General features: G+C 69.8%; 30 protein-coding genes. 23 read left to right on the top strand and 7 right to left on the bottom strand.

Annotated elements, in window-relative coordinates:
• Window positions 1-17 precede the first annotated feature (17 nt).
• From O3S82_RS05515 to O3S82_RS05530, 4 genes are all read left to right on the top strand, one after another.
• Window positions 18-464, top strand: coding sequence for a DUF2550 domain-containing protein (locus O3S82_RS05515; protein ID WP_179425529.1), 447 nt, complete (start codon window positions 18-20; stop codon window positions 462-464).
• Between the two features lie 67 nt (window positions 465-531).
• Complete coding sequence (locus O3S82_RS05520; RefSeq protein ID WP_263280671.1) at window positions 532-654, top strand: hypothetical protein; 123 nt, start codon at window positions 532-534, stop codon at window positions 652-654.
• A gap of 37 nt (window positions 655-691) precedes the next feature.
• A complete protein-coding gene (locus O3S82_RS05525; protein WP_179425527.1) occupies window positions 692-1,273 on the top strand; it encodes a cob(I)yrinic acid a,c-diamide adenosyltransferase in 582 nt (193 codons plus the stop codon).
• A 68-nt stretch (window positions 1,274-1,341) separates the two neighbouring features.
• On the top strand, window positions 1,342-3,327 hold the full coding sequence (locus O3S82_RS05530; protein WP_179425517.1) for a protein meaA: 1,986 nt from the start codon (window positions 1,342-1,344) through the stop codon (window positions 3,325-3,327).
• A gap of 110 nt (window positions 3,328-3,437) precedes the next feature.
• Here the strand turns inward: O3S82_RS05530 and O3S82_RS05535 are convergent, their stop codons facing one another.
• On the bottom strand, window positions 3,438-3,638 hold the full coding sequence (locus O3S82_RS05535) for a hypothetical protein (protein WP_179425515.1): 201 nt from the start codon (window positions 3,636-3,638) through the stop codon (window positions 3,438-3,440).
• A 52-nt stretch (window positions 3,639-3,690) separates the two neighbouring features.
• Here O3S82_RS05535 and O3S82_RS05540 point away from each other — a divergent pair, with 52 nt between their 5' ends.
• Entirely contained in the window at window positions 3,691-4,215 is a 525-nt protein-coding gene (locus tag O3S82_RS05540) for a ferritin (protein WP_179425514.1), read from the top strand.
• Window positions 4,216-4,219: 4 nt separating this feature from the next.
• Window positions 4,220-5,158 (top strand): endonuclease/exonuclease/phosphatase family protein, encoded by a 939-nt coding sequence (locus O3S82_RS05545; protein ID WP_179425512.1) that lies wholly within the window; start codon window positions 4,220-4,222, stop codon window positions 5,156-5,158.
• A 101-nt stretch (window positions 5,159-5,259) separates the two neighbouring features.
• Here the strand turns inward: O3S82_RS05545 and nucS are convergent, their stop codons facing one another.
• Window positions 5,260-5,937, bottom strand: a complete 678-nt coding sequence (gene nucS / locus O3S82_RS05550; RefSeq protein ID WP_179425510.1) for an endonuclease NucS — start codon at window positions 5,935-5,937, stop codon at window positions 5,260-5,262.
• Entirely contained in the window at window positions 5,934-6,302 is a 369-nt protein-coding gene (locus O3S82_RS05555; protein WP_269306172.1) for a hypothetical protein, read from the bottom strand. Before O3S82_RS05555 ends, nucS begins: the two co-directional genes overlap by 4 nt.
• 96 nt (window positions 6,303-6,398) lie before the next feature.
• Between O3S82_RS05555 and O3S82_RS05560 the strand changes: the two genes are divergently transcribed.
• From O3S82_RS05560 to O3S82_RS05570, 3 genes are read left to right on the top strand one after another with little or no spacing between them, the layout of a single operon-like run.
• Entirely contained in the window at window positions 6,399-7,589 is a 1,191-nt protein-coding gene (locus tag O3S82_RS05560; protein ID WP_269306174.1) for a 3-hydroxyacyl-CoA dehydrogenase NAD-binding domain-containing protein, read from the top strand.
• Between the two features lie 50 nt (window positions 7,590-7,639).
• Complete coding sequence (locus tag O3S82_RS05565; RefSeq protein ID WP_179425504.1) at window positions 7,640-7,915, top strand: hypothetical protein; 276 nt, start codon at window positions 7,640-7,642, stop codon at window positions 7,913-7,915.
• Window positions 7,916-7,961: 46 nt separating this feature from the next.
• The gene (locus O3S82_RS05570) at window positions 7,962-8,738 is read left to right on the top strand and encodes an alpha/beta hydrolase (protein WP_269306176.1); all 777 of its coding nucleotides are present in this window, start codon (window positions 7,962-7,964) and stop codon (window positions 8,736-8,738) included.
• On the opposite strand, the gene O3S82_RS05575 is transcribed toward O3S82_RS05570, so the two are convergent.
• The 3 genes from O3S82_RS05575 to mce form a co-directional block, all read right to left on the bottom strand.
• Window positions 8,719-9,777, bottom strand: coding sequence for a heparan-alpha-glucosaminide N-acetyltransferase domain-containing protein (locus O3S82_RS05575; RefSeq protein WP_269306178.1), 1,059 nt, complete (start codon window positions 9,775-9,777; stop codon window positions 8,719-8,721). The two genes, O3S82_RS05570 and O3S82_RS05575, sit on opposite strands and share 20 nt — an antisense overlap.
• A 5-nt stretch (window positions 9,778-9,782) precedes the next feature.
• Window positions 9,783-11,120, bottom strand: coding sequence for a crotonyl-CoA carboxylase/reductase (ccrA, locus tag O3S82_RS05580; RefSeq protein ID WP_179425498.1), 1,338 nt, complete (start codon window positions 11,118-11,120; stop codon window positions 9,783-9,785).
• Window positions 11,121-11,196: 76 nt separating this feature from the next.
• Window positions 11,197-11,643 (bottom strand): methylmalonyl-CoA epimerase, encoded by a 447-nt coding sequence (gene mce, locus O3S82_RS05585; protein ID WP_269306181.1) that lies wholly within the window; start codon window positions 11,641-11,643, stop codon window positions 11,197-11,199.
• Window positions 11,644-11,709: 66 nt separating this feature from the next.
• Between mce and O3S82_RS05590 the strand changes: the two genes are divergently transcribed.
• The 6 genes from O3S82_RS05590 (at window position 11,710) to O3S82_RS05615 (ending at window position 16,205) form a co-directional block, all read left to right on the top strand.
• Window positions 11,710-12,135 (top strand): pyridoxamine 5'-phosphate oxidase family protein, encoded by a 426-nt coding sequence (locus tag O3S82_RS05590; protein ID WP_179425494.1) that lies wholly within the window; start codon window positions 11,710-11,712, stop codon window positions 12,133-12,135.
• Window positions 12,136-12,212: 77 nt separating this feature from the next.
• The gene (locus O3S82_RS05595; protein ID WP_269306183.1) at window positions 12,213-13,403 is read left to right on the top strand and encodes an acetyl-CoA C-acetyltransferase; all 1,191 of its coding nucleotides are present in this window, start codon (window positions 12,213-12,215) and stop codon (window positions 13,401-13,403) included.
• 25 nt (window positions 13,404-13,428) lie between these two features.
• Window positions 13,429-14,385 (top strand): methylmalonyl Co-A mutase-associated GTPase MeaB, encoded by a 957-nt coding sequence (gene meaB, locus O3S82_RS05600; protein WP_179425490.1) that lies wholly within the window; start codon window positions 13,429-13,431, stop codon window positions 14,383-14,385.
• 58 nt (window positions 14,386-14,443) lie between these two features.
• Window positions 14,444-14,599, top strand: a complete 156-nt coding sequence (locus O3S82_RS05605) for a hypothetical protein (RefSeq protein WP_179425488.1) — start codon at window positions 14,444-14,446, stop codon at window positions 14,597-14,599.
• 9 nt (window positions 14,600-14,608) lie between these two features.
• Window positions 14,609-15,274, top strand: a complete 666-nt coding sequence (locus O3S82_RS05610) for a PH domain-containing protein (protein ID WP_223303418.1) — start codon at window positions 14,609-14,611, stop codon at window positions 15,272-15,274.
• Between the two features lie 22 nt (window positions 15,275-15,296).
• Window positions 15,297-16,205, top strand: coding sequence for a tetratricopeptide repeat protein (locus tag O3S82_RS05615; RefSeq protein ID WP_179425486.1), 909 nt, complete (start codon window positions 15,297-15,299; stop codon window positions 16,203-16,205).
• Between the two features lie 16 nt (window positions 16,206-16,221).
• Here the strand turns inward: O3S82_RS05615 and O3S82_RS05620 are convergent, their stop codons facing one another.
• A complete protein-coding gene (locus tag O3S82_RS05620; protein ID WP_269306188.1) occupies window positions 16,222-17,136 on the bottom strand; it encodes an NUDIX hydrolase in 915 nt (304 codons plus the stop codon).
• A gap of 39 nt (window positions 17,137-17,175) precedes the next feature.
• On the opposite strand from O3S82_RS05620, the gene O3S82_RS05625 reads away from it, so the two are divergent.
• The 8 genes from O3S82_RS05625 to O3S82_RS05660 all read left to right on the top strand — a co-directional run bounded on the left by O3S82_RS05625 (window position 17,176) and on the right by O3S82_RS05660 (window position 26,002).
• Window positions 17,176-17,661, top strand: coding sequence for a GNAT family N-acetyltransferase (locus tag O3S82_RS05625; protein WP_179425484.1), 486 nt, complete (start codon window positions 17,176-17,178; stop codon window positions 17,659-17,661).
• Window positions 17,662-17,704: 43 nt separating this feature from the next.
• Window positions 17,705-18,484, top strand: coding sequence for an enoyl-CoA hydratase/isomerase family protein (locus O3S82_RS05630; protein WP_179425482.1), 780 nt, complete (start codon window positions 17,705-17,707; stop codon window positions 18,482-18,484).
• Window positions 18,485-18,647: 163 nt separating this feature from the next.
• Complete coding sequence (locus tag O3S82_RS05635) at window positions 18,648-19,427, top strand: electron transfer flavoprotein subunit beta/FixA family protein (RefSeq protein WP_269306191.1); 780 nt, start codon at window positions 18,648-18,650, stop codon at window positions 19,425-19,427.
• Between the two features lie 16 nt (window positions 19,428-19,443).
• Entirely contained in the window at window positions 19,444-20,406 is a 963-nt protein-coding gene (locus tag O3S82_RS05640) for an electron transfer flavoprotein subunit alpha/FixB family protein (RefSeq protein ID WP_269306193.1), read from the top strand.
• Window positions 20,407-20,622: 216 nt separating this feature from the next.
• Window positions 20,623-22,239: a peptide ABC transporter substrate-binding protein gene (locus O3S82_RS05645; protein ID WP_179425478.1), complete on the top strand. Its 1,617-nt coding sequence runs from the start codon at window positions 20,623-20,625 to the stop codon at window positions 22,237-22,239.
• 145 nt (window positions 22,240-22,384) lie between these two features.
• The gene (locus tag O3S82_RS05650) at window positions 22,385-23,311 is read left to right on the top strand and encodes an ABC transporter permease (protein ID WP_179425476.1); all 927 of its coding nucleotides are present in this window, start codon (window positions 22,385-22,387) and stop codon (window positions 23,309-23,311) included.
• Window positions 23,304-24,302: an ABC transporter permease gene (locus O3S82_RS05655; protein WP_269306197.1), complete on the top strand. Its 999-nt coding sequence runs from the start codon at window positions 23,304-23,306 to the stop codon at window positions 24,300-24,302. The genes O3S82_RS05650 and O3S82_RS05655 overlap by 8 nt, the downstream gene beginning before the upstream one ends.
• Window positions 24,299-26,002, top strand: coding sequence for a dipeptide ABC transporter ATP-binding protein (locus tag O3S82_RS05660; RefSeq protein WP_269306199.1), 1,704 nt, complete (start codon window positions 24,299-24,301; stop codon window positions 26,000-26,002). The genes O3S82_RS05655 and O3S82_RS05660 overlap by 4 nt, the downstream gene beginning before the upstream one ends.
• Window positions 26,003-26,059: the final 57 nt, after the last annotated feature.

Consider the following 26,059-nt stretch of genomic DNA (forward strand, 5'->3'; position numbering starts at 1 on the left):
TCGCGAGGGGTTGATCGATGCCGCTGTGGTTGTGGCTGGTCGACTCCCTCGCGATCATCGTCGTGCTGGGCCTGCTCTTCCTCGTCGGGCTCATCGCACGTCGTCGGTGGATCGCCCGCCAGGGCGTGACCTTCGAGCTGAGCGTGAATCGTGGCGCCGAGCACTCCGCCTCCGGCTGGGTGCTCGGCGTCGCGGTCTATCGTGACGACGCCATCGACTGGTATCGCACCTTCTCCTTCTCCCCGCGCCCGCGCCACCGGTTCGAGCGCGGCGGCGTCCTCATCGAGGGGCGCCGCGACCCCGAGGGCGCCGAGGCGTACGCCCTGCACGACGGCCACATCGTCGTGCGCACCGAGAACGCTGCCGGCATCGAGCAGTTCGCGCTGAGCCCGAACTCGCTGACCGGGTTGCTGTCGTGGCTGGAGTCATCGCCGCCCGGACGTGGCGTGAACAACGTCCTGTGATCTTCGATACGAGGCAACTCCGCCATTTCGGTTGCTCGTGACCTCGCCACCCTTCACACTTGTGATCATGAAGAAGATCATCGCTGCAGCGCTCCTCGCCCTCGCCGTCGCCGCGGGCACCGTCGCCTCGCCCGCCCAGGCGGACGACTCCTCGGCGCCCATCAAGATCAACCGCATCGACTGGATGTGATGCGAGGTCCTCTGACCTCAACCTCTAGGGTGAACGCATGGTTCACCTGACGAGGATCTACACCAGGACCGGAGACGACGGGACCACCAATCTCGTCGACTTCTCGCGCACGTCGAAGAACGACGTGCGCTTGGTCGTCTACGCCGACGTCGACGAGGCGAACAGCCAGATCGGCGTGGCACTGGCCACCGGCGAGCTGGACGCCGACGTCACCGCCGTGCTGACGCACATCCAGAACGACCTGTTCGACCTCGGGTCCGACGTCGGAAACCCGATCGTCGATGAGCCCGAGTACCCGCCGCTGCGCGTGGAGCCCGACTACGTGGAGCGCCTTGAGCAGTGGTGCGACCGCTTCAACGAGGCGACGCCGAAGCTCGACTCGTTCATCCTCCCCGGCGGCACGATGGCCGCCGCGCAGCTGCACGTGGCCCGCACCGTCACCCGCCGTGCCGAGCGCGCAGCCTGGCGTGCCATCGAGGAGCACGGCGACACGGTCAACCCGCTCGTCGCGAAGTACCTCAACCGCCTCAGCGACCTGCTGTTCATCCTCGGTCGCTACGCGAACCGTGAGCGCGGCGACGTGCTCTGGGTTCCCGGCGGCGACCGCACCGGCGCCTGATCGCAACCGACCGTGACGGCGGGGTGGACCCGCCGTCGCGCGCCGCAGGGCAGCGGTACCCTTGCCGCATGTCAGTGCAGCCTGATCGCCCGTGGGTGATGCGAACCTACGCCGGCCACAGCTCCGCAGCCGAGTCCAACGCCCTCTACCGGCGCAACCTGGCGAAGGGTCAGACCGGCCTCTCGGTCGCCTTCGACCTGCCGACGCAGACGGGCTACGACCCCGACCACGTGCTGTCGCGTGGTGAGGTCGGCAAGGTCGGCGTGCCGATCCCGCACCTGGGCGCCATGCGCCGCCTCTTCGAGGACATCCCGCTGTCGGAGATGAACACCTCGATGACCATCAACGCCACGGCCATGTGGCTGCTGGCGATGTACCAGGTGGCCGCCGAGGAGCAGGGCGTCGATCCCTCGGCCCTCGCCGGCACGACCCAGAACGACATCATCAAGGAGTACCTCTCCCGGGGCACCTACGTGTTCCCGCCCGAGGCCTCGCTGCGGCTGACCACCGACATGATCGCGTACACCGTCGCGAACATCCCGAAGTGGAACCCGCTCAACATCTGCAGCTACCACCTGCAGGAGGCGGGCGCGACGCCCGTGCAGGAGCTCGCCTTCGCGATGAGCACGGCCATCGCCGTCCTCGACGCGGTCAAGGACTCCGGCCAGGTGCCCGACGACCAGTTCGAGCAGGTCGTGGGTCGCATCTCCTTCTTCGTGAACGCCGGCGTGCGCTTCGTCGAGGAGATGTGCAAGATGCGCGCCTTCGGCCGGCTGTGGGAGGAGATCACCCGCGACCGCTACGGCGTCAAGGACCCGAAGATGCGTCGCTTCCGCTACGGCGTGCAGGTCAACTCGCTCGGCCTCACCGAGGCGCAGCCCGAGAACAACGTCCAGCGCATCGTGCTGGAGATGCTCGGCGTCACCCTCAGCAAGAACGCCCGCGCCCGCGCGGTGCAGCTGCCCGCCTGGAACGAGGCGCTCGGCCTGCCGCGTCCGTGGGACCAGCAGTGGTCGCTGCGGCTCCAGCAGGTGCTGGCCTACGAGTCCGACCTGCTCGAGTACGGCGACATCTTCGACGGCTCGCACGTCATCGAGGCGAAGGTCGACGAGCTCGTCGAGGGCGCGAAGGCCGAGATGGACCGTGTCCAGGCGATGGGCGGCGCCGTCGCCGCGGTCGTCTCGGGCTACATGAAGCAGGAGCTCGTCACGTCGCACGCCGAGCGTCGCGCGCGCATCGAGTCCGGCGAGATGAAGGTCGTGGGACTCAACAGCTTCGTCGAGACCGAGCCGTCGCCGCTGACCGCCGACCTCGACACCGCGATCATGGTCGCCGACCCGCAGGCCGAGGCCAACGCGATCGCCGACGTGCAGCAGTGGCGCAGCCAGCGCGACCAGGCCGCCGTCGACGCGGCCCTCGAGGTCGTCCAGCAGCAGGCCAAGACCGATCAGAACCTCATGGCCGCCACCCTCGACGCCGTGCGCGCGGGCGCCACGGTGGGCGAGTGGTCCGCGGCGCTGCGCGAGGTCTTCGGCGAGTACCGGGCGCCCACGGGCGTGGCAGGGGTGAGTGGCGTGGCCGAGGCAGGATCCGAGCTGACCGCCGTGCGCGAGAAGGTCCGCCAGACCGGTGAGGAGCTGGGCGGCCGCCTGCGCTTCCTCGTCGGCAAGCCGGGACTCGACGGGCACTCCAACGGCGCCGAGCAGGTCGCTGTGCGGGCACGTGACGCCGGCTTCGAGGTCATCTACCAGGGCATCCGTCTGACGCCCGAGCAGATCGTGGCGGCCGCGGTGGCCGAGGACGTCCACGTGGTGGGCCTGTCGATCCTGTCCGGCTCGCACATGGAGCTGGTGCCCGACGTGCAGAAGGGCCTGGCGGACGCCGGCCTGACGAACGTCCCGATCATCGTCGGCGGCATCATCCCCGACTCCGACGGCCGCAAGCTCGAGGCCGCCGGCATCGCCGCCGTCTTCACGCCGAAGGACTTCGGCATGACCGACATCATGGGCCGCGTCGTCGACGAGATCCGCAAGGCCAACGACCTCCCCGTCTGATTCCGGGAAATGGTCCGCTCGAGGGACAGGTGGGCGAAGGCTCGCCTGTCCTTCGTGGCGTCGGCGCGCGCCGACCAATAGGCTCGCCGTGATCGAAGCGGTCGAAGTGATCAGGCGGCCAGCGGCTTGGCCTTGGTCTTGGAGGACTTCGAGGACTTCTTGTCCTTCTTCTTGTCCTTCTTGACCTTGACCAGCTTGCGCTTCTTGACGGTGTAGCCGTCGGGGAGCGTGCCGTCGGCCATCATGCGGATCGGGCAGCGCTTGCAGCGCGGCTTGCTCACGCAGCACTTCTTCTTCGGCGGCTTCGGCACGACAACCACGGTACATCGCGAGGTGAGGCTGTCCTCGCCGAAGGAGGAGCACATGGCGTCCCAGCAGTTCGTGAAGGCCCTGCAGGAGCAGATCGGACACGAGTTCAGCGCACACCAGCAGTACGTGGGGATCGCGACGTACTACGACGCGCTCACGATGCCGCAGATGGCCGCCCTGTTCTACGCCCAAGCGCTCGAGGAGCGCGACCACGCCATGATGATGGTGCAGTACCTGCTCGACCAGGACCAGCAGGTCGTCATCCCGGGCCTGCCCGCCCCGCGCATGGACTTCGCCGACGTGGTCGAGCCCGTCCAGGTCGCGCTCGACCAGGAGAAGCGCGTCACCGCGCAGATCAACGAGCTCACGAGACTCGCCCGCGAGGACAACGACTTCGCCTCCGACCAGTTCATGCAGTGGTTCATCAAGGAGCAGGTCGAGGAGGTCGCCAAGATGAGCGACCTGCTCGCGGTGGTCACGCGCTCGAAGGACGACTACGAGCGCATCGAAGACTGGATCGCGCGCGAGGAGACCGGCGAGGACTCCGACCCCACCGCTCCGCCGATCGCGGGCGCCTGACGCCGTGAGGGTCGTCCGGGCGCTGTTGACGCTCGTCGCCGTGGTGCTGCTGGCACTGGCGGCGACGCCGTGGCTGGACCGTGTGGAGCCGTCGTGGCTGCCCGCGGTCCAGGCGCTCGGGCGGCTCTGGATCGTGCTGGCCGTCGCGGGCATCGTCCTGAGCGTGCTCGCGCGGGCCTGGCTCGCGTGCGGCGCCAACGCCGTCGTGATCGCGGTGGCGCTCGTGACGATCCTCAACGTCAGCAACCGTCCGGACTGCGACGCGGGCCAGGCGCGGCTGTCGGTGATGACCCTCAACGCGTACTACGCCGAGGCCGACGTCGACGAGATCGTGGCGGCCGTGAAGAGCCACGACGTCGACGTGCTGATCCTCAACGAGGTCACCGAGCCGATGATCGCGGCGATCTCCGCCACCGAGGACGGCAAGCGCTTCACGCACCGCAGCGGCCAGACGCCCGAGGCGCGCGACACCGACGGCTCGGTGATCCTCTCGCGGTACCCGGCCACGCGCGTCGACGTGCCGGCCGGCGAGGCCGCCACCTTCCAGCAGCCGGCGATGTCCGTCGACGTCGACGGCACGGCCGTGCTGGTGCGCGCCGTGCACCCGATGCCGCCGGTGAGCCAGTGGCTCGAGGACTGGCGTGGCGGCCTGCTGGAGCTGGGGCAGTGGCAGCGCGCCAACCGCGGCCGCCCGCTCGTGATGGCGGGCGACTTCAACGCGTCCTCGGCGCACGCCGCCTTCCGCGACGCGAAGCGCGGCATGTATGACACCGCGGGGCTGTGGCCCACCGCCACGTGGCCGATGGACCGCCTCTACCCGCCGTTCGCCGACATCGACCACGTGCTCGTGCGCGGCCTCAGCGTGCAGGACTCGGGCACCGAGGACATCTCCGGCGCCGACCACCGCGCCGTCTGGGCCGACCTGCGCGTCTGCTCCCGCTGACCCGCGGCTCCGCCGCGCGAGATGTGTAGCGGCAGCCACCGTTTTCCGGCCAGGTCGGCCGGGAATGGGTGGATACCGCTACAGATCTGGCTGACCGGAGGTCAGAAGAGGCGCAGGCTCGGGTCGTCGAGGCCGCGGAGGTCGTCGTAGTCGACGACGACGCAGTCGATGCCGCGGTCCTTGGCGAGGGTGCGCGCCTGGGGCTTGATCTCCTGGGCGGCGAAGATGCCGCGCACGGGACGCAGCTTCGGGTCGCGGTTCATCAGCTCGAGGTAGCGCGTGAGCTGCTCGACGCCGTCGATCTCGCCCCGGCGCTTGATCTCCACGGCGACCGAGCCGCCGGCCGCGTCGCGGCACAGCAGGTCGACCGGGCCGATGGCGGTCATGTATTCGCGCCGCACGAGGGACATGCCGTCCTCGAGGGCCGAGGTGTGCTCCGCGAGCAGCTCCTGCAGGTGCTTCTCCACGCCGTCCTTCTGCAGGCCGGGGTCGACCCCCAGCTCGTGCTCGGAGTCGTGGATGACCTCCTCGAGGCGGATGCGCAGCGTGTCGTCGGTCTTCTTGGCCGTGACGGTCCACTCGACGACGCCGTCCTCGGCGACGCCCTCGCGCAGCGTGCACGGAGGGCTCATCCAGTTGAGCGGCTTGTAGGACCCGCCGTCGGCGTGCACGAGCACGGAGCCGTCGGACTTCACCATGATGACCCGCAGCGCGAGCGGCAGGTGCGCGGTCAGCCGGCCGGCGTAGTCGACCTGGCAGCGGGCGACGACGATCCTCACAGGCGCTCGAGCATCCCGAGCTTGAAGTTGATGGTCTCGCCGGAGAGCTCGCCCTCGGTGGTCTCGCCGTCGTCCCCGTCGAGGTAGACGATGCCGTCCTCGACACGGTACGCACCGCGGCGGAAGTCCACGTTGCCCTCGAAGTCCTCGGTGAACGAGCCGTCGGCCGCGAAGTGCACGGTCCAGTCGGCCTCGTCGGCGCGCCACGAGCCCACGAGCGCGGCGCGGGGATCGTCCGTGGGGACGGTGGCGCTGGGCGTCTGCGAGGTCGGGTCGGACGGCGTCGCGGGCTCGTCCTTCGCGCACCCGGCGATGCCGGCCAGCAGGACGGTCGCGAGGGCGGTGGCGGCGAGACGTGAGGACATGGGACTCCCATCGAGACAGAGGTGCTGTCACGCTACCCTTTCACGAACGCTCGGCGGGAAGCAGTACCGGCGGGCCAAGCCTCGAAGGAGATTCTGATGGCAGAGATCGTCGATCGCATCACCGCCGACGACGAGGGCGGACGCATCGCGCGCACGCTGCTCTACCCGTACCTCAACCACGCGGCCACGATGTACGGCGACGGTTACGCGACCGCGGCCGACATCGATGCGGGCATGCGCTTCGGCTGCGGCTACCCGATCGGCCCGCTGGCGCTGATCGACGCGCTCGGCGCGAAGACGGTCGTCGACGGCCTGGCCGAGCAGTTCGCCCAGACCGGCGACCCGCTGCACCGCCCGGCCCCCGCGCTGGTCGAGATCGCCGACTCCGGCTCCTCCTTCTCCGGCGAGGGCGCCGACGGCACCCCCGTCCCCGAGGTCAAGCGTCCCGTCGCCACGGTCGGCGTCGTCGGCACCGGCACCATGGCGTCGGGCATCGCCCAGGTCTTCGCCCAGGCCGGCTACGACGTCGTCTACGTCGGTCGCTCGCAGGAGAAGCTGGACGGCGTCGTCGCGTACGTCACCAAGAACCTCGACCGCGCCGTCGCGCGCGGCAAGCTCGACGAGGCCGGCAAGGACGCCGTGCTCGGCCGCCTCACCGGCGCCACCGAGCGCGAGGCACTGGCCGACGTCGACCTCGTCGTCGAGGCCATCGCCGAGGACCTCGACATCAAGCTCGAGCTGTTCCGCGACCTCGACCGCATCTGCAAGCCCGGCTCGATCCTGGCCACGACCACGTCGTCGCTGTCGATCCGCGCCTGCGCCGACGCCACGAGCCGTCCGGCCGACGTCATCGGCATGCACTTCTTCAACCCCGCCCCGGTCATGAAGCTGGTCGAGGTCGTCACCACCGAGGTCACCGACCCCGACGTCGACGAGACCGTGCGCGCCCTGTGCCTGGCCACCGCCAAGCACCCGGTCTCGTGCGGTGACCGCGCCGGCTTCATCGTCAACGCGCTGCTGTTCCCCTACCTCAACGACGCGATCCGTCTGCAGGAGTCCGGCGCCGCCTCGATGGAGCAGATCGACGCCGCGATGAAGGAGACCAAGCTGCCGATGGGCCCGTTCGAGCTGCTCGACGTGGTCGGCAACGACGTCTCGCTGGCGATCCAGCAGACCCTCGTCGAGACGTTCGGCCACGAGGGCTGGCAGCCGGCCCCGTCGCTGGAGAAGGTCGTCGCCGAGGGCCGCCTGGGCCGCAAGACCAAGGCCGGCTTCCACACCTACTGAGCCGCACCGCACGCCCCTCGCACATGGCCCCGATCGGTACGATCGGGGCCATGTCGCGTCGCAAGGCAGCCGCCGCCCGTGCCGCCCGACGCGAGCCTCCCGCGCGGCCCGAGGAGCTGGTCCGTCGGCGCTCCGGCGACTTCTGGCAGCGGTTCATCACCGGCACCACCTCGTCGTACCCCTACCGGTGCCCCGGCTGCGACCAGCTGATCCCGCCGGCGACCCCGCACTTCGTCGTGTGGCCCGACGTCCCGAGCCTGCTGGAGACCGACGGCATCAACGAGCGCCGGCACTGGCACCAGCACTGCTGGCAGCGCCAGTCCTGATCCCGCCCGGCGCGAGGCGTCGTGCCTCCTCGGGCAGGATGGACGTGTGAAGATCACGGGATCGTCGGTGCTGCCCGCCCGGCGCGAGGACATCGAGCTCACGACCGCCGACGGACTGACCCTGGTGGGCGAGCTGGCGCTGCCGCAGGACCGCGACCCGGTCGCGACGATGATCTGCCTGCACCCGCTGCCCACGCACGGCGGCATGATGGACAGCCACGTCTTCCGCAAGGCCTCCTACCGCCTGCCCGCGCTCGCCGACATCGCCGTCCTGCGGTTCAACACCCGCGGCACCGAGAGCGTGCGCGGCCGCAGCGAGGGCGAGTTCGACCGGGCGCAGGGGGAGCGGTTCGACGTGGCCGCCGCGATCGAGTACGCCGAGTTCTCCGAGCTGCCGAACGTGTGGATCGTGGGCTGGTCCTTCGGCACCGACCTGACCCTCATGTACGGGCTGGAGCCCGACGTCGCCGGGGCGATCCTGCTGTCGCCGCCGTTGCGCTTCAGCGCGCCCGAGCACCTGGAGGCCTGGGCCGCCGACGGCCGGCCGCTGATCGCGCTCGTGCCCGAGTTCGACGACTACCTCCAGCCCGCCGAGGCGCGGGAGCGCTTCGCCGCGGTGCCGCAGGCCGAGGTGATCGCGGTCGACGGCGCCAAGCACCTGTGGGTGGGGGACACCGAGCGCGTGCTGGACGAGATCGTCGCTCGCCTCAACCCACAGGCCGACCTGCCCCTGCCGGGGGAGTGGGACGGCCCGATGGAGCGCGCCGACTCGTCGGCCTACGCCGACCGCACCACCGCGGTGTTCAAGGACCACCCGCGCTGACGCCGTGCCGCGGCCCGAGGGTGGCCTGCACGATCCGGTGCAGCGCCCACTCGAGCGGACCGCGGGAGAACCGCAGGAACCACAGGCTCGCCAGCACGAGCGCGACGACCAGCGTCCACCCCGCCAGGGCGCCCGATCCTGCCTCGAGCACCGGATCGGTCTCGATCGCGATCCAGTAGGCCACGATGTGCCCGACGTAGAGCGTCAGCGCCATCCTGCCGGCGGACTCCAGCGGGTACAGCAGCCCGTGCAGCTGGGGCGTGAGCGCGATGAGCAGGGCCAGGACGGCCACGCTGATCGCCAGCACCGAGGCGGCCTCGATCGGGTTCTGCGACCGGTGGTCGGACCTCAGCAGGTTCAGCACCAGGCCGTCGCGCGCACCCGGCTCGCTCATCAGGCGCTGGAGGACGTCGAGCATGAGCTGGTGCAGGATGATCCCCACGCCGAGCCCGACGGCGGCGATCGCATACAGCGTGGTGTCGGAGGGCTGCAGGCGCCCCAGCGCGAGGCCCACGAGCAGGAACCCGGTCCACTGGATCGCGGGGTAGGGCATCGCGACGAAGAGGTCGCCCACGGGACTCTCCGCCAGCTCGGGCACCCGTTCGACGAGCCACGCGATGATGACCGGCCCGCCCACGGCGAGCACGGTGCCGGCGCCCAGCAGCACGGGGACCGGCGCCCGCAGGAAGGGCAGCGCCACGACGAAGTACACGGCGTACGAGGCCAGGATGACCGCCACGGGCGTGCCGAGGGCGGTCAGGGCGGCGCCGAGCGCGGCCAGCACGGCCGCGCGCACGAAGATCGCCAGCCGGTCGTCGGCCATCCGCTCGCCCTCGTGGGGACGCGTGCCGCCGGTGGTCAGCGCGAGCGCGAACCCGGCCACCACGACGAACAGCACGGCAGCGCGCCCGTCGCCCACATGGCGCCAGGACGCAGCGACACCCGGATCGAAGTCGATCCGGGTGTCGAGGTGGGCGACCACCATGCCGACGAGCGCGAGTCCGCGGGCGGCATCCAGCCCGCGGACTCGCGACCTCATCGGGATCAGATGCCGCGGAAGCGGTTGATCTCGTCGATGTACTTGGCGCGCTTGGCCTCGTCCGTCACGCCCAGGCCCTCCTCGGGCGCCAGCGTCAGGACGCCGACCTTGCCCTGGTGCTTGTTGTGATGGACGTCGAGCGCCGCCTGGCCGGTGTCCTCGAGCTTGTAGACCTTGGACACGGTCGGGTGGATGAGGCCCTTGTCGATGAGGCGGTTGGCCTCGAAGGCCTCGCGGTAGTTCGCGAAGTGCGAGCTCTTGATGTTCTTGAGGTTCATCCACAGGTAGCGGTTGTCGTACTGGTGCATGTAGCCCGAGGTCGACGCGCAGGTGATGATCGTTCCGCCCTTGCGGGTGACGTAGACGCTGGCGCCGAAGGTCTCGCGACCCGGGTGCTCGAACACGATGTCCGGGTCCTCGCCGCCGGTGAGCTCGCGGATCTTCTTGCCGAAGCGCTGCCACTCCTTCGGGTCCTGGTTGTGCTCGTCCTTCCAGAACTTGTAGCCCTCGGCCGAGCGGTCAATGATGTGCTCGGCGCCGAGGGAGCGCACGATCTCGGCCTTGTCGGGGCTGGACACGACGCACACGGGGATGGCGCCGCCGTTCAGGGCCATCTGCGTGGCGTAGGAGCCCAGGCCACCCGAGGCGCCCCAGATCAGGACGACGTCGCCCTGCTTCATGTTGGCGCCGTTCTTGCTGACCAGCTGGCGGTAGGCGGTGGAGTTCACCAGGCCCGGCGAGGCGGCCTCCTCCCACGACAGGTGGGCGGGCTTGGGCATCAGCTGGTTGGACTTGACGATCGCCAGCTCGGCGAGGCCGCCGAAGTTGGTCTCGAAGCCCCAGATCCGCTGCTGCGGGTCCATCATCGTGTCGTCGTGGCCGTCGGGGCTCTCGAGCTCGACCGACAGGCAGTGTGCGACGACCTCCTGGCCGGGCTTCCAGGCGTTGACGCCCGGGCCCGTGCGCAGCACGACGCCGGCGAGGTCGGAGCCGACCACGTGGTACGGCAGGTCGTGGCGCTTCGTGTACTCCGAGAGGCGGCCGTAGCGCTCGAGGAAGCCGAACGTCGAGACGGGCTCGAAGATCGAGGTCCACACCGTGTTGTAGTTGATCGCGCTGGCCATCACGGCGACGAGGGCCTCGCCCGGAGCCAGCTCGGGCAGGGGGACGTCGTCGAGGTGCAGGCTCTTGCGGGGATCCTTGTCCCGGGTGGCCACGCCCTCGAACATGTTCTGCTCGTCCTTGTGGACGGTGATGCCCCGGTAGGTCTCGGGGAGCTCGAGGTTCTGGTACGTCTCTGCGGTGCGGTCGCCGGACATGATGGCGTCGAGGATGTGCTGCACTGAGGGTCCTTCGCGTCGGTGGTGCAGGGGGTCTGCGGTGATGTTACTGGCGGGGAACTTGGGCCGCGAGCCGGAATCAGTGCGCGGCCGCAGGCTCGACAAGCTCGACGAGCACGCCCCCGGCGTCCTTCGGGTGCACGAAGTTGACGCGACTGTCGGACGTGCCCCGCTTGGGGGTGTCGTACAGGAGGCGCACGCCGCGGTCGCGCAGGGTGTTGGAGACCGCGTCGATGTCGGTCACACGGTACGCCAACTGCTGCACGCCCGGTCCGTTGCGGTCCAGGTACTTGGCGATCGTGGACTCCTCGCTCAGGGGGGCGAGCAGCTGGATGCACGAGCCGGAGTCGCCGACGGCGAGCATCGCCTCGCGCACGCCCTGCTCCTCGTTGACCTCCTCGTGGATCGACTCGAGGCCGAACACGCGCGAGTAGAACTCGATGGCGTCGTCGAGGTCGGGGACGGCGATGCCGACGTGGTCGATGGCGGTGAGCAGGTGGCCCGGAACGAGCGATTCACTGGTCATGGCGGGCAGCCTAGTACGGGAGCGGCGGGTCCTCCCCGTGGACCGCTTCCGGGGTGACAATGAGACATGGACACCTCTGCGATCACCGAGATGACCGGGAACGAGCCGTGGGACTTCGTCGCCGACCACACCTTCGGGCGGCTGGCGCTGACGGTCCTGGGCCAACCGGAGATCTTCCCCGTCAACTACGCACTCGTCGGCCGCCGGATCGCCTTCCGCACGGCCGAGGGCACCAAGCTCATGGGCGTCCTGCTGGACAGCCACGTCGCCTTCGAGGTCGACGAGGTCTCGGCCGACGGCGCCACGAGCGTCGTGCTGAAGGGCACGGCGCGCCGGATCGAGACGCAGGAGGAGGCCGAGGAGCTCGACCTGGCCGACCTGCACTCGTGGGTGCCCACGCTCAAGTACCACCTCGTCGTCATCGACGTCGGCGAGATCAGCGGACGCCGGTTCCGCTTCGGGCCGGAGCCCGACCTCACGCCCGTCATGTGAGGTGGCCCACGCCCAGTCGGGCCGTCCGGTCCCATGGGTACAGTGACCCCAACGCACGCACCGAAGGAGCACGTTTCATGACCACTTCCGTCATCGTCGCCGGGGCCCGTACCCCGATCGGTCGACTGCAGGGCGGCCTCAAGTCGCTGTCCGGTTCCGATCTCGGCGGCATCGCGATCAAGGGCGCCCTGGACAAGGCCGGCATCACCGGCGACCAGGTCGACTACGTGATCATGGGCCAGGTCCTCGGAGCCGGAGCCGGCCAGGTGCCCGCGCGCCAGGCCGCGTTCAAGGGCGGCATCCCGCTCGACGTCCCCGCGATCACCGTCAACAAGGTGTGCCTGTCGGGCATCAACGCGATCGCGCTGGCCGACCAGCTCATCCGTGCGGGCGAGTACGACGTCGTCGTCGCCGGCGGCCAGGAGTCGATGACCCAGGCCCCGCACCTGCTCACGGGCTCGCGCGACGGCCACAAGTACGGCAAGGTCACGATGCTCGACCACATGGAGTACGACGGCCTGTGGGACGCGCTCACCGACCAGGCCATGGGCTCGCTCACCGAGCAGCGCAACGCCGCCGCCGACACCCTCACCCGTGAGGAGCAGGACGCGTTCGGCGCCCGCTCGCACCAGCTCGCCGCCGAGGGCCAGAAGAACGGTGTCTTCGACGACGAGATCGTCCCCGTCGAGATCCCGCAGCGCAAGGGCGACCCGGTCGTCGTCAGCGCCGACGAGGGCGTGCGTGGCGACACCACCGGCGAGTCGCTCGGCCGCCTGCGTCCCGCGTTCTCCAAGGAGGGCACGATCACGGCCGGCACCGCCAGCCAGATCTCCGACGGCGCCTGTGCCGTGATCGTCATGAGCAAGGCCAAGGCCGAGGAGCTCGGCCTCACCTGGCTCGCCGAGATCGGCGCCCACGGCAACGTGTCGGGCCCCGACTCCACGCTGCAGGAGCAGCCGGCCAACGCGATCGAGAAGGCCGCCCAGAAGGAGGGCATCGCCGTCTCCGACATCGACCTGTTCGAGCTCAACGAGGCGTTCGCCGCCGTGGGCATCGTCTCGGCCAACAAGCTGGGCGTCAGCCAGGACAAGGTCAACGTCAACGGCGGTGCGATCGCGCTCGGCCACCCGATCGGCATGAGCGGTGCGCGCATCGTCCTGCACCTCGCCCTCGAGCTGCAGCGTCGTGGCGGCGGCACCGGCGCGGCCGCGCTGTGTGGCGGCGGTGGCCAGGGCGACGCCCTGATCATCCGGGTCCCGCAGGCCTGATCGGCCCTCACCCGAATCTGCGGAGTTGAGTCCCAGGAACGTCGACGTCACCGACCTGGTCACGCGGGCGCAAGCCGGCGAGGCCAGGTCGGTGGCGCGTCTGATCACCCTCGTCGAGACCGAGTCCGACCACCTGCGTGAGGTCAGCGCCGCGCTGGCCCCGCTCGTGGGCGGCGCACACGTCGTCGGCCTCACCGGGTCGCCGGGCGTGGGCAAGTCGACGACCACGTCGGCCCTCGTCACCGAGCTGCGCGCCCGGGGCCTGCGCGTCGGCGTGCTCGCGGTCGACCCCACCTCGCCCTTCAGCGGGGGAGCGCTGCTCGGCGACCGCATCCGCATGACCGACCACGCCACCGACTCCGAGGTCTTCATCCGCTCGATGGCCAGCCGCGGCCACCTCGGCGGCCTGTCGTGGGCCACGCCCCATGCGATCCGCGTCCTCGACGCCGCCGGCTGCGACGTGGTCCTGCTCGAGACGGTCGGCGTCGGGCAGTCCGAGGTCGAGGTCGCGGGTCTGGCCGACACCACGGTCGTGCTGCTGGCGCCCGGCATGGGCGACGGGATCCAGGCCGCGAAGGCGGGCATCCTCGAGATCGGTGACGTCTTCTGCGTCAACAAGGCCGACCGCGACGGCGCCGCCACCACGCGGCGCGAGCTACGCACGATGCTCTCGATGAGCGACCGCCAGGACGGCTGGAAGCGTCCGATCGACCTCACCGTGGCCACCGAGGGCACGGGCGTGCCCGAGCTCGTCGACCATCTGCAGGAGCACGCGGCCCATCTGCGCACCTCCGGCCAGCTGGCCCGGCGACGCACTGATCGGCTCCGCCGCGAGATCCAGGCGATCGCGCTCGACCAGGTCCGGCGACGGTTCGTCCTCGACGGCGGCGAGGAGCTCGACGCGCTCGCCGCGCGGGCGTTCGCGGGCGACGTCGACCCGTTCTCGGCCGCCGACACGCTCCTGGCCGATCTCGACGCGTAGCGCACACGCCTGCGCGGCGTCCCGCATTTCGGGTTGCAGGTCCGGTAGAACTGTGCGCGTGGTGAAGAAGGCAGTGATCCTGTTCGTGGTGGGCTTCGGGCTCTACTACCTGTTCAGCACGCCTGAGGACGCCGCGTCGGCCGTTCGCGGGGCCTTCGACGCCGCCATCAGCGCATTTGGGCAGGTCGGAGTGTTCGTCGCCGAGCTCTTCTAGGCCGGCGCCATGACCGAGCGTCCGGCGATCGAGACCGCGCCCCCTCCGGTGACGGCGCGGTTCTGGGGACGCCTGCGCGAGCCGTTCCCCGACCCCGAGCACCACGTCGCGCTCAACAAGCGCCTCAATCCCCGCAGCGGCGAGCGCGTCCTGCAGATCGTGCCCAAGCACGTGGCCGTGTACTGGCCGTTGCCCGCCTCGATGCTGGCGTCCGCGGGCTGCCTGCTCGTCCTGCTCTTCCACTGGAACTCCGGCCCGGCGCAGGTGCTGTGGCTGCTGTCCCTCGTCGTCGTCGGCGCGGCCGCCGTGCGCGCGTACGTCGAGTGGCGCGACGTCTTCGTCGTCACGAACTGGCGGGTCGTCCGGCTCAGCGGTGTCCTGACCGCGCGCGTGGCCACGATGCCCATCAACCGCATCCTCGACATGACCATGACGCGCCCGCTGCTCGGCCGGGTGTTCGGATACGGGCACTTCGTGTTCGAGTCGGCGGCGCAGGAGCAGGGCCTGCGCGAGATCAAGTTCGTGCCGGACATCCTTGCGGTCGACCGCGAGATCAACAACGCCGTGAACAAGGAGAACCGACGGCGCGAGCGGCTGATGTCGGCCTCGCGCGACCGGCGGCTCGACGGCGGACCCGACGGGGACGAGCGCACCGAGCCGATCCGCGGCCTGTGAGCCGTCTTCCTAGACTGTCCCCATGAGCTTCTCGCAGCCCGGCGCGTTCGACCTGTCCTCCCTGGCCCAGCCCCGCCCCGCCGCCGGCGGTGGCGCGCCCGCGCCCGAGGGCGCCGTCTACGTCATCGACGTCACCGAGGCCGACTTCCAGCAGGTGGTCGACTCCTCGATGCAGCACCTCGTCGTGCTGTCGGTGTGGTCCCCGCGCTCGCCGCAGAGCGTGGAGTTCAACGAGGTCCTCGCGCAGGCCACCGCCGCCTACGGGGGCGCGCTGCAGCTGGCCAAGGTCGACGCGGACACCAACCCGGGCATCGCCCAGGCGCTGCAGGTGCAGGCCGTGCCGTTCGTGGTGGGCCTCGTCCAGGGCCGTCCCGTCCCGCTGTTCCAGGGCACGGTCGACGCCAGCGAGGTCAAGCGGTTCTTCGACGAGCTCGTGCGCCTCGCCCAGCAGAACGGCCTCAACGGTCGGGCCCAGCCGTCGGGCGGCGCCGAGGTCGAGGCCCCGGAGGAGCCGGAGGACGACCCGCGCTTCGCCGCCGCCGACGAGGCCTACGCCCGCGGTGACTTCGCCGCCGCCGTGGCCGAGTACGAGGCCCTGCTCGCGCAGTCCCCGGCCGATGCCGAGGTGGCCGAGCGCCTCGCCGCGACCAAGCTGTACGCGCGGGTGGACGGCGCCGACCTCCAGGAGGCCCGTCGCGCCGCGGCCGACGCGCCCGACGACATCGACGCGCAGCTGCTCGTGGCCGATCTCGACGTCACCGGTGGCCACGTGGAGGATGCGTTCCTGCGCCTCATCGACCTGGTGAAGCGGACCTCGGAGGACGACCGGGAGCGCGTGCGCCAGCACCTGCTCGACCTGTTCACCGTGGTGGGCCTGGCCGACCCGCGCGTCGCGCAGGCCCGCCGCTCGCTCGCCGCCGCCCTCTTCTGAGGCGCTGGGCCGCAGGTCAGCGGGCCTGGTCGCGCACCGGGTCGGGCTGGCGCGGGGCCTCGCGGTAGGCCGGGAGCGGGGAGTCGGCCAGCGACTCGAGCAGCTCGGTCGTGGCCAGCGTGGCGCGCTCGCGCACGAGGTCGAGGTCGCACCAGTGCACGGCGGCGATCTCGGTGCGCTGCAAAACCATCTGCTCGACCAGCTCGGCGTCGACGACCCCGAGGTCGAACACGAACAGGCACGCGTCGTCCCAGCGGCTCCACGGCGGCAGCCAGTTCATCGTCACGAGCCCGTTGACCTCGACGGTGATGCCGAGCTCCTCCTCGAGCTCGCGGACCAGGCCGGTGGCCGGGCTCTCGCCCACCTCGACCACGCCGCCGGGCAGGTCCCACTCGCGCTTGTAGGTCAGCTCGCACAGCAGCACCCGGCCGTCGCGGTCGCGCAGGACGCCCTGTCCGATGACGCGCTTGCGGGGCAGCCCAGCGTTGAGGATGGCGACGAAGCCGTCGCGGCTGAAGGCCGGCGGGTCGTCGACGATGCGGCCCAGCAGGACGAGGTCCTCGGCGTCGCCGGGGGAGCGGGCGATGCCCTCGCGGCGCAGACCGGCGATCGACGCGGCGCGCAGGCCGAGCGGGTCGTCGGCGGGCACCCGCGCCTCGATCCGGGTCCAGCCCAGCTGCTCGAACGCGTACTCCACGGCGATGCGCAGGGCGCGGCTGGCGACCATCGCGCCGGGACCGGAGGAGAAGTTCCACCGCATCGAGCCGAGCCGGCGGCCGGCCTTGCCGTGGGCATGCTGCAGGGCCACGGTGCCGATGCGGTCGCCGCCGTAGACGACCGCGAAGCCGTGCAGGTCGTCCGCGCCCGAGGTGGGCTCGAGGACGAGGTCGTCGTCGCGCAGGGAGGCAGAGGGCTCGGCGGACTCGGTCACGTGGCCGAGGCTACCGGCCGCCGTGATGGAATCGAGCCCATGACCGATCCGCGGATCCGCCCCGCCACCGCCGCCGACGTGCCCGACATGGTGCGTCTCGTCCATGACCTCGCCGCCTACGAGCGGGCCCCGGAGCAGTGCGTCCTGACCGACGAGATGCTGCACGAGCGGCTGTTCGGCACGCAGCCCGCGCTCTACGCGCACGTCGCCGAGGCCGACGGCGCGGTCGTCGGTACCGCGATCTGGTTCCTCAACTTCTCCACGTGGGACGGGGTCCACGGCATCCACCTCGAGGACCTCTACGTCGACCCGGCGCAGCGGGGGAGCGGACTGGGCAAGGCCCTGCTGACCGAGCTCGCCCGGGTGTGCGTGGAGCGGGGCTACAGCCGGCTGCAGTGGCAGGTGCTGGACTGGAACACCCCGTCGATCGAGTTCTACCGATCCCTGGGCGCGGTCGACCTCGAGGACTGGCGCACCTACCGGCTGTCGGGGGAGGCGCTGCAGGCCGTCGGATCGGTGTCCTGACGCTGTCCTATGCTCGGGCGCAACCCACACAGGAGGCACTGACATGGCCGCATTCGTCCGACTCGAGGTGACCGACGGCGTCGGCACGATCCGCCTCGACCGGCCCAAGATGAACGCACTCGACGCACAGGTCCAGACCGAGCTGCTGGAGGCGGCGCGCGAGGCCGACCGCCGCGACGACGTCGCCGCGGTCGTGGTGTGGGGCGGCGAGCGCGTCTTCGCCGCGGGCGCGGACGTCAAGGAGATGGCCGACATGGGCTACCAGGAGATGTTCCGTCACGGACACCTCCTGCAGGACTTCACCCGGGCGATCGCCGCGATCGGCAAGCCCACGGTCTCGGCCATCACGGGCTTCGCGCTCGGCGGCGGCCTCGAGCTCGCCCTCTCCACCGACCTGCGCTTCTGCGCCGACGACGCGAAGCTCGGCCAGCCCGAGATCCTGCTGGGCATCATCCCCGGCGCCGGCGGCACCCAGCGCCTCGCGCGCCTGATCGGCCCGTCGAAGGCCAAGGACCTCATCTACACGGGCCGGTTCGTCGGTGCCGACGAGGCGCTCGCGCTGGGTCTGGTCGACGAGGTCCTGCCCGCGGCGCAGGTGTACGAGCGCGCCGTCGCGTGGGCGTCGCAGTTCGTCGGGGGGCCGGCGATCGCGCTGCGCACCGCGAAGGACGTGGTCGACCGGGGTCTGGAGGTCGACCTGCAGACCGGCCTGGAGATCGAGCGGGCCGGCTTCAGCGGCCTGTTCGCCACCGAGGACCAGACGAACGGCATGCGGTCCTTCGTCGAGAACGGTCCCGGCAAGGCGACGTTCACCGGCACGTGACCCACGCCACTCCCGCTGGGATGGGCGCGCTGGTTACCTTTCGGTAACATCGTCCACAGGAAGGGTCGCCTCACTCGCGAATGGCTTCGCGTGGCAAGGTGGACCCGATAACTCGCGAGTGATCAAACCGTCGCTCGCGCCCCGAATTCACAGGAGGGTCCTCGTGACCAAGATCGTTGTCGCTGTGAAGTACGTGCCGGACGCCACGGCGGACCGCACGTTCGAAGCGGATAACACTGTCGATCGTGAGAACGTCGACGGACTTCTGTCCGAGCTCGACGAGTACGCGGTCGAGCAGGCGCTGCAGGTCGTCGAGGCCGGCGACGGCGAGGTGACCGTGCTGACGGTCGGTCCCGCCGACGCCTCCGACGCGGTCCGCAAGGCCCTGCAGATGGGCGCCGACGCCGGCGTGCACGTCGAGGACGACGCCATCGCGGGCTCCGACGCCTTCGCGACGTCGCTCGTGCTGGCCAAGGCCATCGAGAAGCTCGACTACGACCTGGTGTTCTTCGGCATGGGCTCCACCGACGCCGGCATGGGCGTCGTGCCCACGCTGGTCGCCGAGCGCCTGGGCCTGCCGGCCATCACGTTCGCCTCGGAGATCTCGGTCGACGGCGAGACGGTCAAGATCCGTCGTGACGGCGATGCCGCCACGCAGGAGATCGAGGCCACCGGCAAGCTCGTCGTCTCGGTCACCGACCAGACGGGCGAGGCCCGCTACCCGTCCTTCAAGGGCATCATGGCCGCGAAGAAGAAGCCGGTCGAGGAGTGGACGCTCGCCGACCTGGGTGTCGACGCGGCCGAGGTCGGCCTCGACAACGCCTGGACCAAGGTCGAGTCCACGACCCCCCGCCCGCCGCGCACCGCCGGCGAGATCGTCACCGACGAGGGAGACGGCGGCACCAAGCTCGTCGAGTTCCTCGCGTCCAAGAAGTTCGTGTGAGTAGGAGCCTGAATCAATGAGTGAAGTTCTCGTTCTGATCGACGCCCCGCAGGGCAAGGTCACGAAGCCCTCGCTGGAGCTCCTGACGATCGCCCGCCGCATCGGCGAGGCCTCGGCCGTCGTCTTCGCCGACGCTGATGGGCAGAGTGCGGACACCTCGGTCCTGGCCGAGTACGGCGCGGAGAAGATCTACACGTACGCCGACAGCGCCTTCGCCGAGTACCTCGTGGCCCCCAAGGCCGAGGCGCTCGCGGCCCTGGTCGCCGAGAAGTCGCCCGCGGCCGTCCTGGTCCCGTCGACCTCGGAGGGCAAGGAGATCGCGGCTCGCGTCGCGCTCAAGTCCGAGGCCGGCCTGATCACCGACGCCATCGACGTCGCCGTCGACGGCGGCTCGATCACCACCACCCAGGCGGCCTTCGCCGGCAACTTCACCGTTGCCGCGCAGGTCACCAAGGGCGCCCCGGTCATCGCCGTCAAGCCGAACTCGGCCGCTCCGGAGGCCGCTGCCGGCGCCGGGACCGTCGAGGCCGTGTCCTTCGACGTCCCCGAGTCGGCCAAGCAGGTCAAGATCGTGTCCTCCGAGGCGCGTGTCTCCACCGGTCGTCCCGAGCTGACCGAGGCCGCCATCGTGGTCTCCGGTGGCCGTGGCACCGGTGGCGACTTCTCCGAGGTCGAGGCCCTGGCCGACGCCCTCGGTGCCGCCGTCGGCGCCTCGCGCGCCGCCGTGGACTCGGGCTGGAAGCCGCACACGTTCCAGGTCGGCCAGACCGGCAAGACCGTGTCGCCGCAGCTGTACGTCGCCAACGGCATCTCCGGTGCGATCCAGCACCGCGCCGGCATGCAGACGTCCAAGACGATCGTCGCGGTCAACAAGGACGAGGAGGCGCCGATCTTCGAGCTCGTCGACTTCGGCGTCGTGGGCGACCTCAAGTCGGTCCTGCCGCAGGCGACCGAGGAGATCACCAAGCGCAAGGGCTGACCGGCCCTCGTCCGACGGCCCCGCTCCCTTCCGGGAGCGGGGCCGTCGTCGTGCTCGGGCATGGCCCGATCGTGCCAATGGGAGTGGTTCTTTCGTTTGGTTGCAGTTCGATGAAGTACGCCGTCGGGAGTGGGCTGGGGCACCCCCGAGGTGATACCTATGAAGCACGCGTACACATGCACGTTCACCGACGTACGCCTTCACAGGAGGAAATACATGCGAACTCGGCGTTCAGCCCTCGCAGGTGTCGCCCTCGCCGCAGTCGCCAGCCTGACCCTGGCGGCCTGCTCGAGCGGCGGCGATGACGACAACGGCGGTTCGGAGTCGACCGATGCGGTCATCACCGCCTACGGCACCGAGCCCCAGAACCCGCTGATCACGACCAACACGAACGAGGTCGGCGGCGGCAACATCATCGACCTGATCTACGCGGGTCTCGTCTCGTACAAGGCTGACGGCTCGCAGGAGCTCGAGATCGCCGAGTCGATCGAGTCCGACGACAACAAGGTCTGGACGATCAAGCTCAAGGACTGGAGCTTCACCGACGGCACCCCGGTCACCGCCGAGTCCTTCGTGAAGGCGTGGAACTTCGGCGCTGCCGCCGAGAACGCCCAGCTGCAGAGCTACTTCTACTACCCCATCGAGGGCACCGACGACGAGGGCGTCATCCTCGACAAGGGCACCGAGATGAGCGGCCTGAAGGTCGTCGACGAGAAGACCTTCGAGGTCACGCTCAAGAACCCCGAGGCGCTCTTCCCGCTGCGTCTGGGCTACTCGGCGTACTACCCGCTGCCCGAGGCCGCGTTCGAGGACATGGACGCCTTCGGCAAGGCCCCCATCGGCAACGGCCCCTACAAGCTCGACAAGTGGGAGAACAACGTCGAGGCCGTCATGACGCCGAACGAGGAGTACAAGGGCAACCGCGAGGCCAAGAACGGCGGCGTGACCTTCAAGTTCTACACGAACCCGGACTCGGCCTACTCCGACGTCCAGGCGGGCAACCTCGACGTCCTCGACCAGGCTCCGCCGAGCGCCCTGACGACCTTCAAGACCGACGACTCGGTCCAGGCGTTCGAGGCGGCCGGCTCGGTCAACGGCACGGTCACGATCCCCGAGTCGCTCGATCACTTCTCCGGTGAGGAGGGCAACCTGCGTCGCCAGGCCATCAGCCGCGCGATCGACCGCAAGGAGATCACCGACAAGATCTTCGACGGCACCCGTTCGCCCTCGAAGGACTTCAGCTCCGAGCTGATGCCCGAGTTCACCGCCGACATCCCCGGCTCCGAGGTCCTGGAGTTCGACGCCGACGAGGCCAAGAAGCTCTGGGCCGAGGCCGACGCCATCGCCCCGTTCGAGGGCAAGTTCGTCGTCGCGTACAACGGTGACGGCCCGGGCAACAAGGAGTGGGTCGAGGCCCTCACCAACCAGCTCAAGAACAACCTGGAGATCGACGCGGAGCCCAAGGCCTACGCGACGTTCGCCGAGCTGCGCACCAAGGTCACCGATCGCACGATCGGCACCGCCTTCCGTACCGGCTGGCAGCCCGACTACCCGTCGGTCTACAACTACCTCGGCCCGGTCTTCGGCACGGGCGCCGGCTCGAACGACGGCGACTACTCCAACAAGGAGTTCGACAAGCTCCTGTCCGACGCGCTGAGCGCCGAGGGCGACGAGATGGCCAAGCTGCTGGCGCAGGCCCAGGAGATCCTGTTCAAGGATCTGCCGGCCATCCCGCTCTGGAACACCAACGTCGCGGCTGTCGCGGCCAAGGGTGTCGAGAACGTGGAGTTCAACTGGCAGAACAAGCCGGAATACCAGAACATCACCAAGTGATGCTCGCGTGAGGTGGGGCGGCACCAACCCGGTGCCGCCCCACACTCATGACCGAACGCACCCCGTGCCCGCGCTCGATCCGTGGGCACGCGGGTACGCTTAATCGACGCACGGGACGACCCTCGTGCCCCGGAGGTAGCTAACAATGTGGTGGTACATCGGCCGGCGAATCCTGCAGGCCATCCCCGTGCTGCTCGGGTCCACGTTCCTGATCTACGCCATGGTCTTCGCCATGCCGGGAGATCCGATCGTGGCCCTGTTCGGCGAGAAGCCCGTCTCGGAAGCGGTTCGCTCCCAGATCGAGCAGCAGTACAACCTCGACAAGCCGTTCCTGGTGCAGTGGCTGCTGTTCCTGGGCAACGCCGCTCAGGGTGACCTCGGCGTCTCCTTCTCGGGACGTCCCGTCAGCGAGCTGCTCGCCGAGACGATCCCGGTGACCTTCAAGCTCGCGCTGATGGCGCTGGTCATCGAGGGCGTGCTCGGCATCGCCGCCGGCTTCTACGCCGGCCTCAAGCGCGGCAAGCTCTTCGACTCCACGATGCTCGTGGCCTCGCTGCTCGTCATCGCCGTCCCGATCTTCGTCTTCGGCTTCACGATGCAGCTGATCTTCGGTGTGAAGCTCGGCTGGGCACCGGTCACCGTCGGCGGAGACGCCAGCTGGGACCGCCTGATCATCCCGGCATTCGTGCTGGGACTCGTGTCCTTCGCGTACGTCCTACGCCTCACCCGCACCTCCGTGGTCGAGAACCTCACGGCCGACCACGTGCGCACCGCTCGCGCCAAGGGCCTCACCGACGGCCAGGTCAACCGCCGTCACGTCCTGCGCAACTCGCTCATCCCCGTCGTCACCTACCTCGGCGCCGATCTCGGCACGCTGATGGCCGGCGCGATCGTGACGGAGGGCATCTTCAACATCCCGGGCCTGGGCAACCTGGCCTTCCGCGCCATCCAGCAGAAGGAGGGCCCCACGATCGTCTCGGTCGTGACGGTGATGGTCCTCATCTACGTCGTCATGAGCCTCATCGTCGACCTTCTGTACGCCTGGCTCGACCCGAGGATCCGCTATGCCTGAGTTCCCCACCGACATCCCCCCGAAGGCCCTGCCGGGCCAGGAGCGCTTCGTCGCCGCCGTCGAGCTGACGCCGCTGGCCGAGACGGGCTCCTTCGACGACAGCCGCAGCCCCGAGAGCCAGTGGAAGGAGGCGTGGAAGCGCCTCCGCAAGAACTGGATCTTCTGGGTCTCGGTCGTCATCCTGACGATCGTCACGATCGTCGTGCTCTTCCCGCAGCTGTTCACCGACGTCGACCCGACCCGCGCCGACCTGAGCCGCAGCCTCGAGGGCCCCAGCGAGGGTCACATCGCCGGCTTCGACAAGCAGGGCTACGACGTCTTCGCCCGCACGATCTACGGCGCCCGCGCCTCGGTGCTGGTGGGCGTGCTGTGCACCATCGTGGTGACGGTCCCGGGCGTGATCTTCGGTGCCATGGCCGGCTTCTTCGGTGGCTGGTCCGACACGATCATCTCCCGCGTCGCCGACGTCTTCTTCGCGATCCCGCTGCTGCTGGGCGCGCTGGTCGGCCTGTCGATCATCAACAACCTGTGGCCCGACCGCGGCTACTGGGGCTTCATCCTCACGGTGGTGTTCGCCCTCGCGGCGTTCGGCTGGCCGCAGGTGCTGCGCATCTCGCGCGGTGCCGTGCTGGAGGTCAAGAACCTCGAGTTCGTCGACGCCGCCCGCGCGATCGGCAAGACCCGCCGCGCGAACCTGTGGGGCCACGTGGTGCCGAACTCGCTGGCACCGGTGATCGTGCTGGCGACGGTGTCGCTGGGCGTCTACATCGTGGCCGAGGCGACGCTGTCGTTCCTGGGCCTGGGCCTGCCGACCAGCATCGTCTCGTGGGGCAACGACATCTCCGCGGCCCAGAACCAGGTGCGCTCCGGCGAGCGCCTCGGCGTCATGTTCTGGCCCGCCTCGGCGCTGGCACTGACCTCGCTGGGATTCATCCTGCTGGGCGACGCCGTGAGCGACGCCCTCGATCCGAAGTCGAGGAACCGCGCATGACGACACCGCTGCTGGAGGTCATCGACCTCGACGTCGCGTTCCGCCAGGGCAAGGAGGTCATCCCGGCCGTCCGTGGTGCGAACCTCACCGTCTACCCGGGCCAGACCGTCGCCATCGTGGGCGAGTCCGGATCGGGCAAGTCCACCACCGCGCACGCCATCATCGACCTGCTGCCCGGCACGGGCCATGTCACCGGCGGCTCGATCCTGTTCGACGGCAAGGACGTCGCGAAGGCGAACAAGAAGGACATCCTGGCGCTGCGCGGCTCGCGCATCGGCCTGGTGCCCCAGGACCCGATGAGCAACCTGAACCCGCTCGTCAAGGTCGGCAAGCAGATCGCCGAGGTCCTCGTGGCCAACGAGGTGGTCAAGGGCTCCGACGTCGAGCGACGCGTCGTCGAGCTGCTGGAGGAGGCGGGTCTGCCCGACGCCGAGCAGCGCGCGAAGCAGTACCCGCACGAGTTCAGCGGTGGCATGCGCCAGCGTGCGCTCATCGCGATGGGCCTGGCCGCGCGGCCGAAGCTGCTCATCGCCGACGAGCCCACCAGCGCGCTCGACGTGACCGTCCAGAAGCAGATCCTGGACCACCTCGACCAGCTGACCGCCGATCTGGGCACCGCCGTGCTGCTGATCACCCACGACCTCGGCCTGGCCGCCGAGCGCGCCGACCACCTGGTCGTCATGTACAAGGGTCAGGTCGTCGAGTCGGGTCCGGCGCTGGAGATCCTCCAGGAGCCGCAGCACCCGTACTCCAAGCGCCTCATCTCCAGCGCTCCGTCGCTGGCCTCGCAGCGGCTGCTGTCGCAGCAGCGCGCCGAGGTCCGTGAGCACGCGCAGGAGGCCGCCGAGGAGCTGGCGGAGGAGGTCGCCCAGACCGATCCCGAGTTCGGCTCGGGCACCGACATCGTGCTGGAGGCCAAGCACCTCACGAAGGTCTTCAACATCCCCGGCTCGGCCCCGTGGCGCAAGAACGACTTCGTCGCCGTCGACGACGTGTCGTTCCAGCTGCGTCGCGGCACCACCACGGCGATCGTGGGCGAGTCCGGCTCGGGCAAGTCCACCGTCGCGCGGATGGTGCTCGACCTGCTCGAGCCCACCACGGGCTCGGTGGAGTTCGACGGCGTCGACATCTCCACCCTGCGCACCAAGAAGCAGCAGCTGGCCCTGCGCCGGCAGATGCAGCCGGTGTTCCAGAACCCGTACGCCTCGCTGGATCCGCAGTACACGATCTTCCGGGCGATCGAGGAGCCGCTGCTCACGCACGACATCGGCTCCAAGGCCGAGCGAGAGGCGCGGGTCCGCGACCTGCTCCAGAAGGTCTCGCTGCCCTGGACGGTCGCGCGCCGGTTCCCCAACGAGCTGTCCGGCGGCCAGCGTCAGCGCGTCGCCATCGCGCGCGCCCTGGCCCTGCAGCCCGAGGTGGTCATCCTGGACGAGGCCGTCAGCGCGCTCGACGTGCTGGTCCAGGCGCAGATCCTGTCGCTGCTGGCCGACCTGCAGGCCGAGCTGGGCCTGTCGTACCTGTTCATCACCCACGACCTCGCCGTCGTGCGCCAGATCGCCGACGACGTGCTGGTGATGGAGAAGGGCAAGCTGGTCGAGCACGCCTCGGTCGACGAGGTCTACAGCAACCCCAAGCAGGCGTACACGCGCCGACTGCTCGACGCGATCCCCGGCGGGTCGATCGAGCTCTCGCGCTGATCGCTCGAGGCTGAGGGCGGGTCGTCCCACGGGACGGCCCGCCCTTCGTCGTTCTCG

Source organism: Aeromicrobium sp. HA, assembly GCF_027171405.1.
In the GTDB taxonomy this organism is placed as follows: domain Bacteria; phylum Actinomycetota; class Actinomycetes; order Propionibacteriales; family Nocardioidaceae; genus Aeromicrobium; species Aeromicrobium tamlense.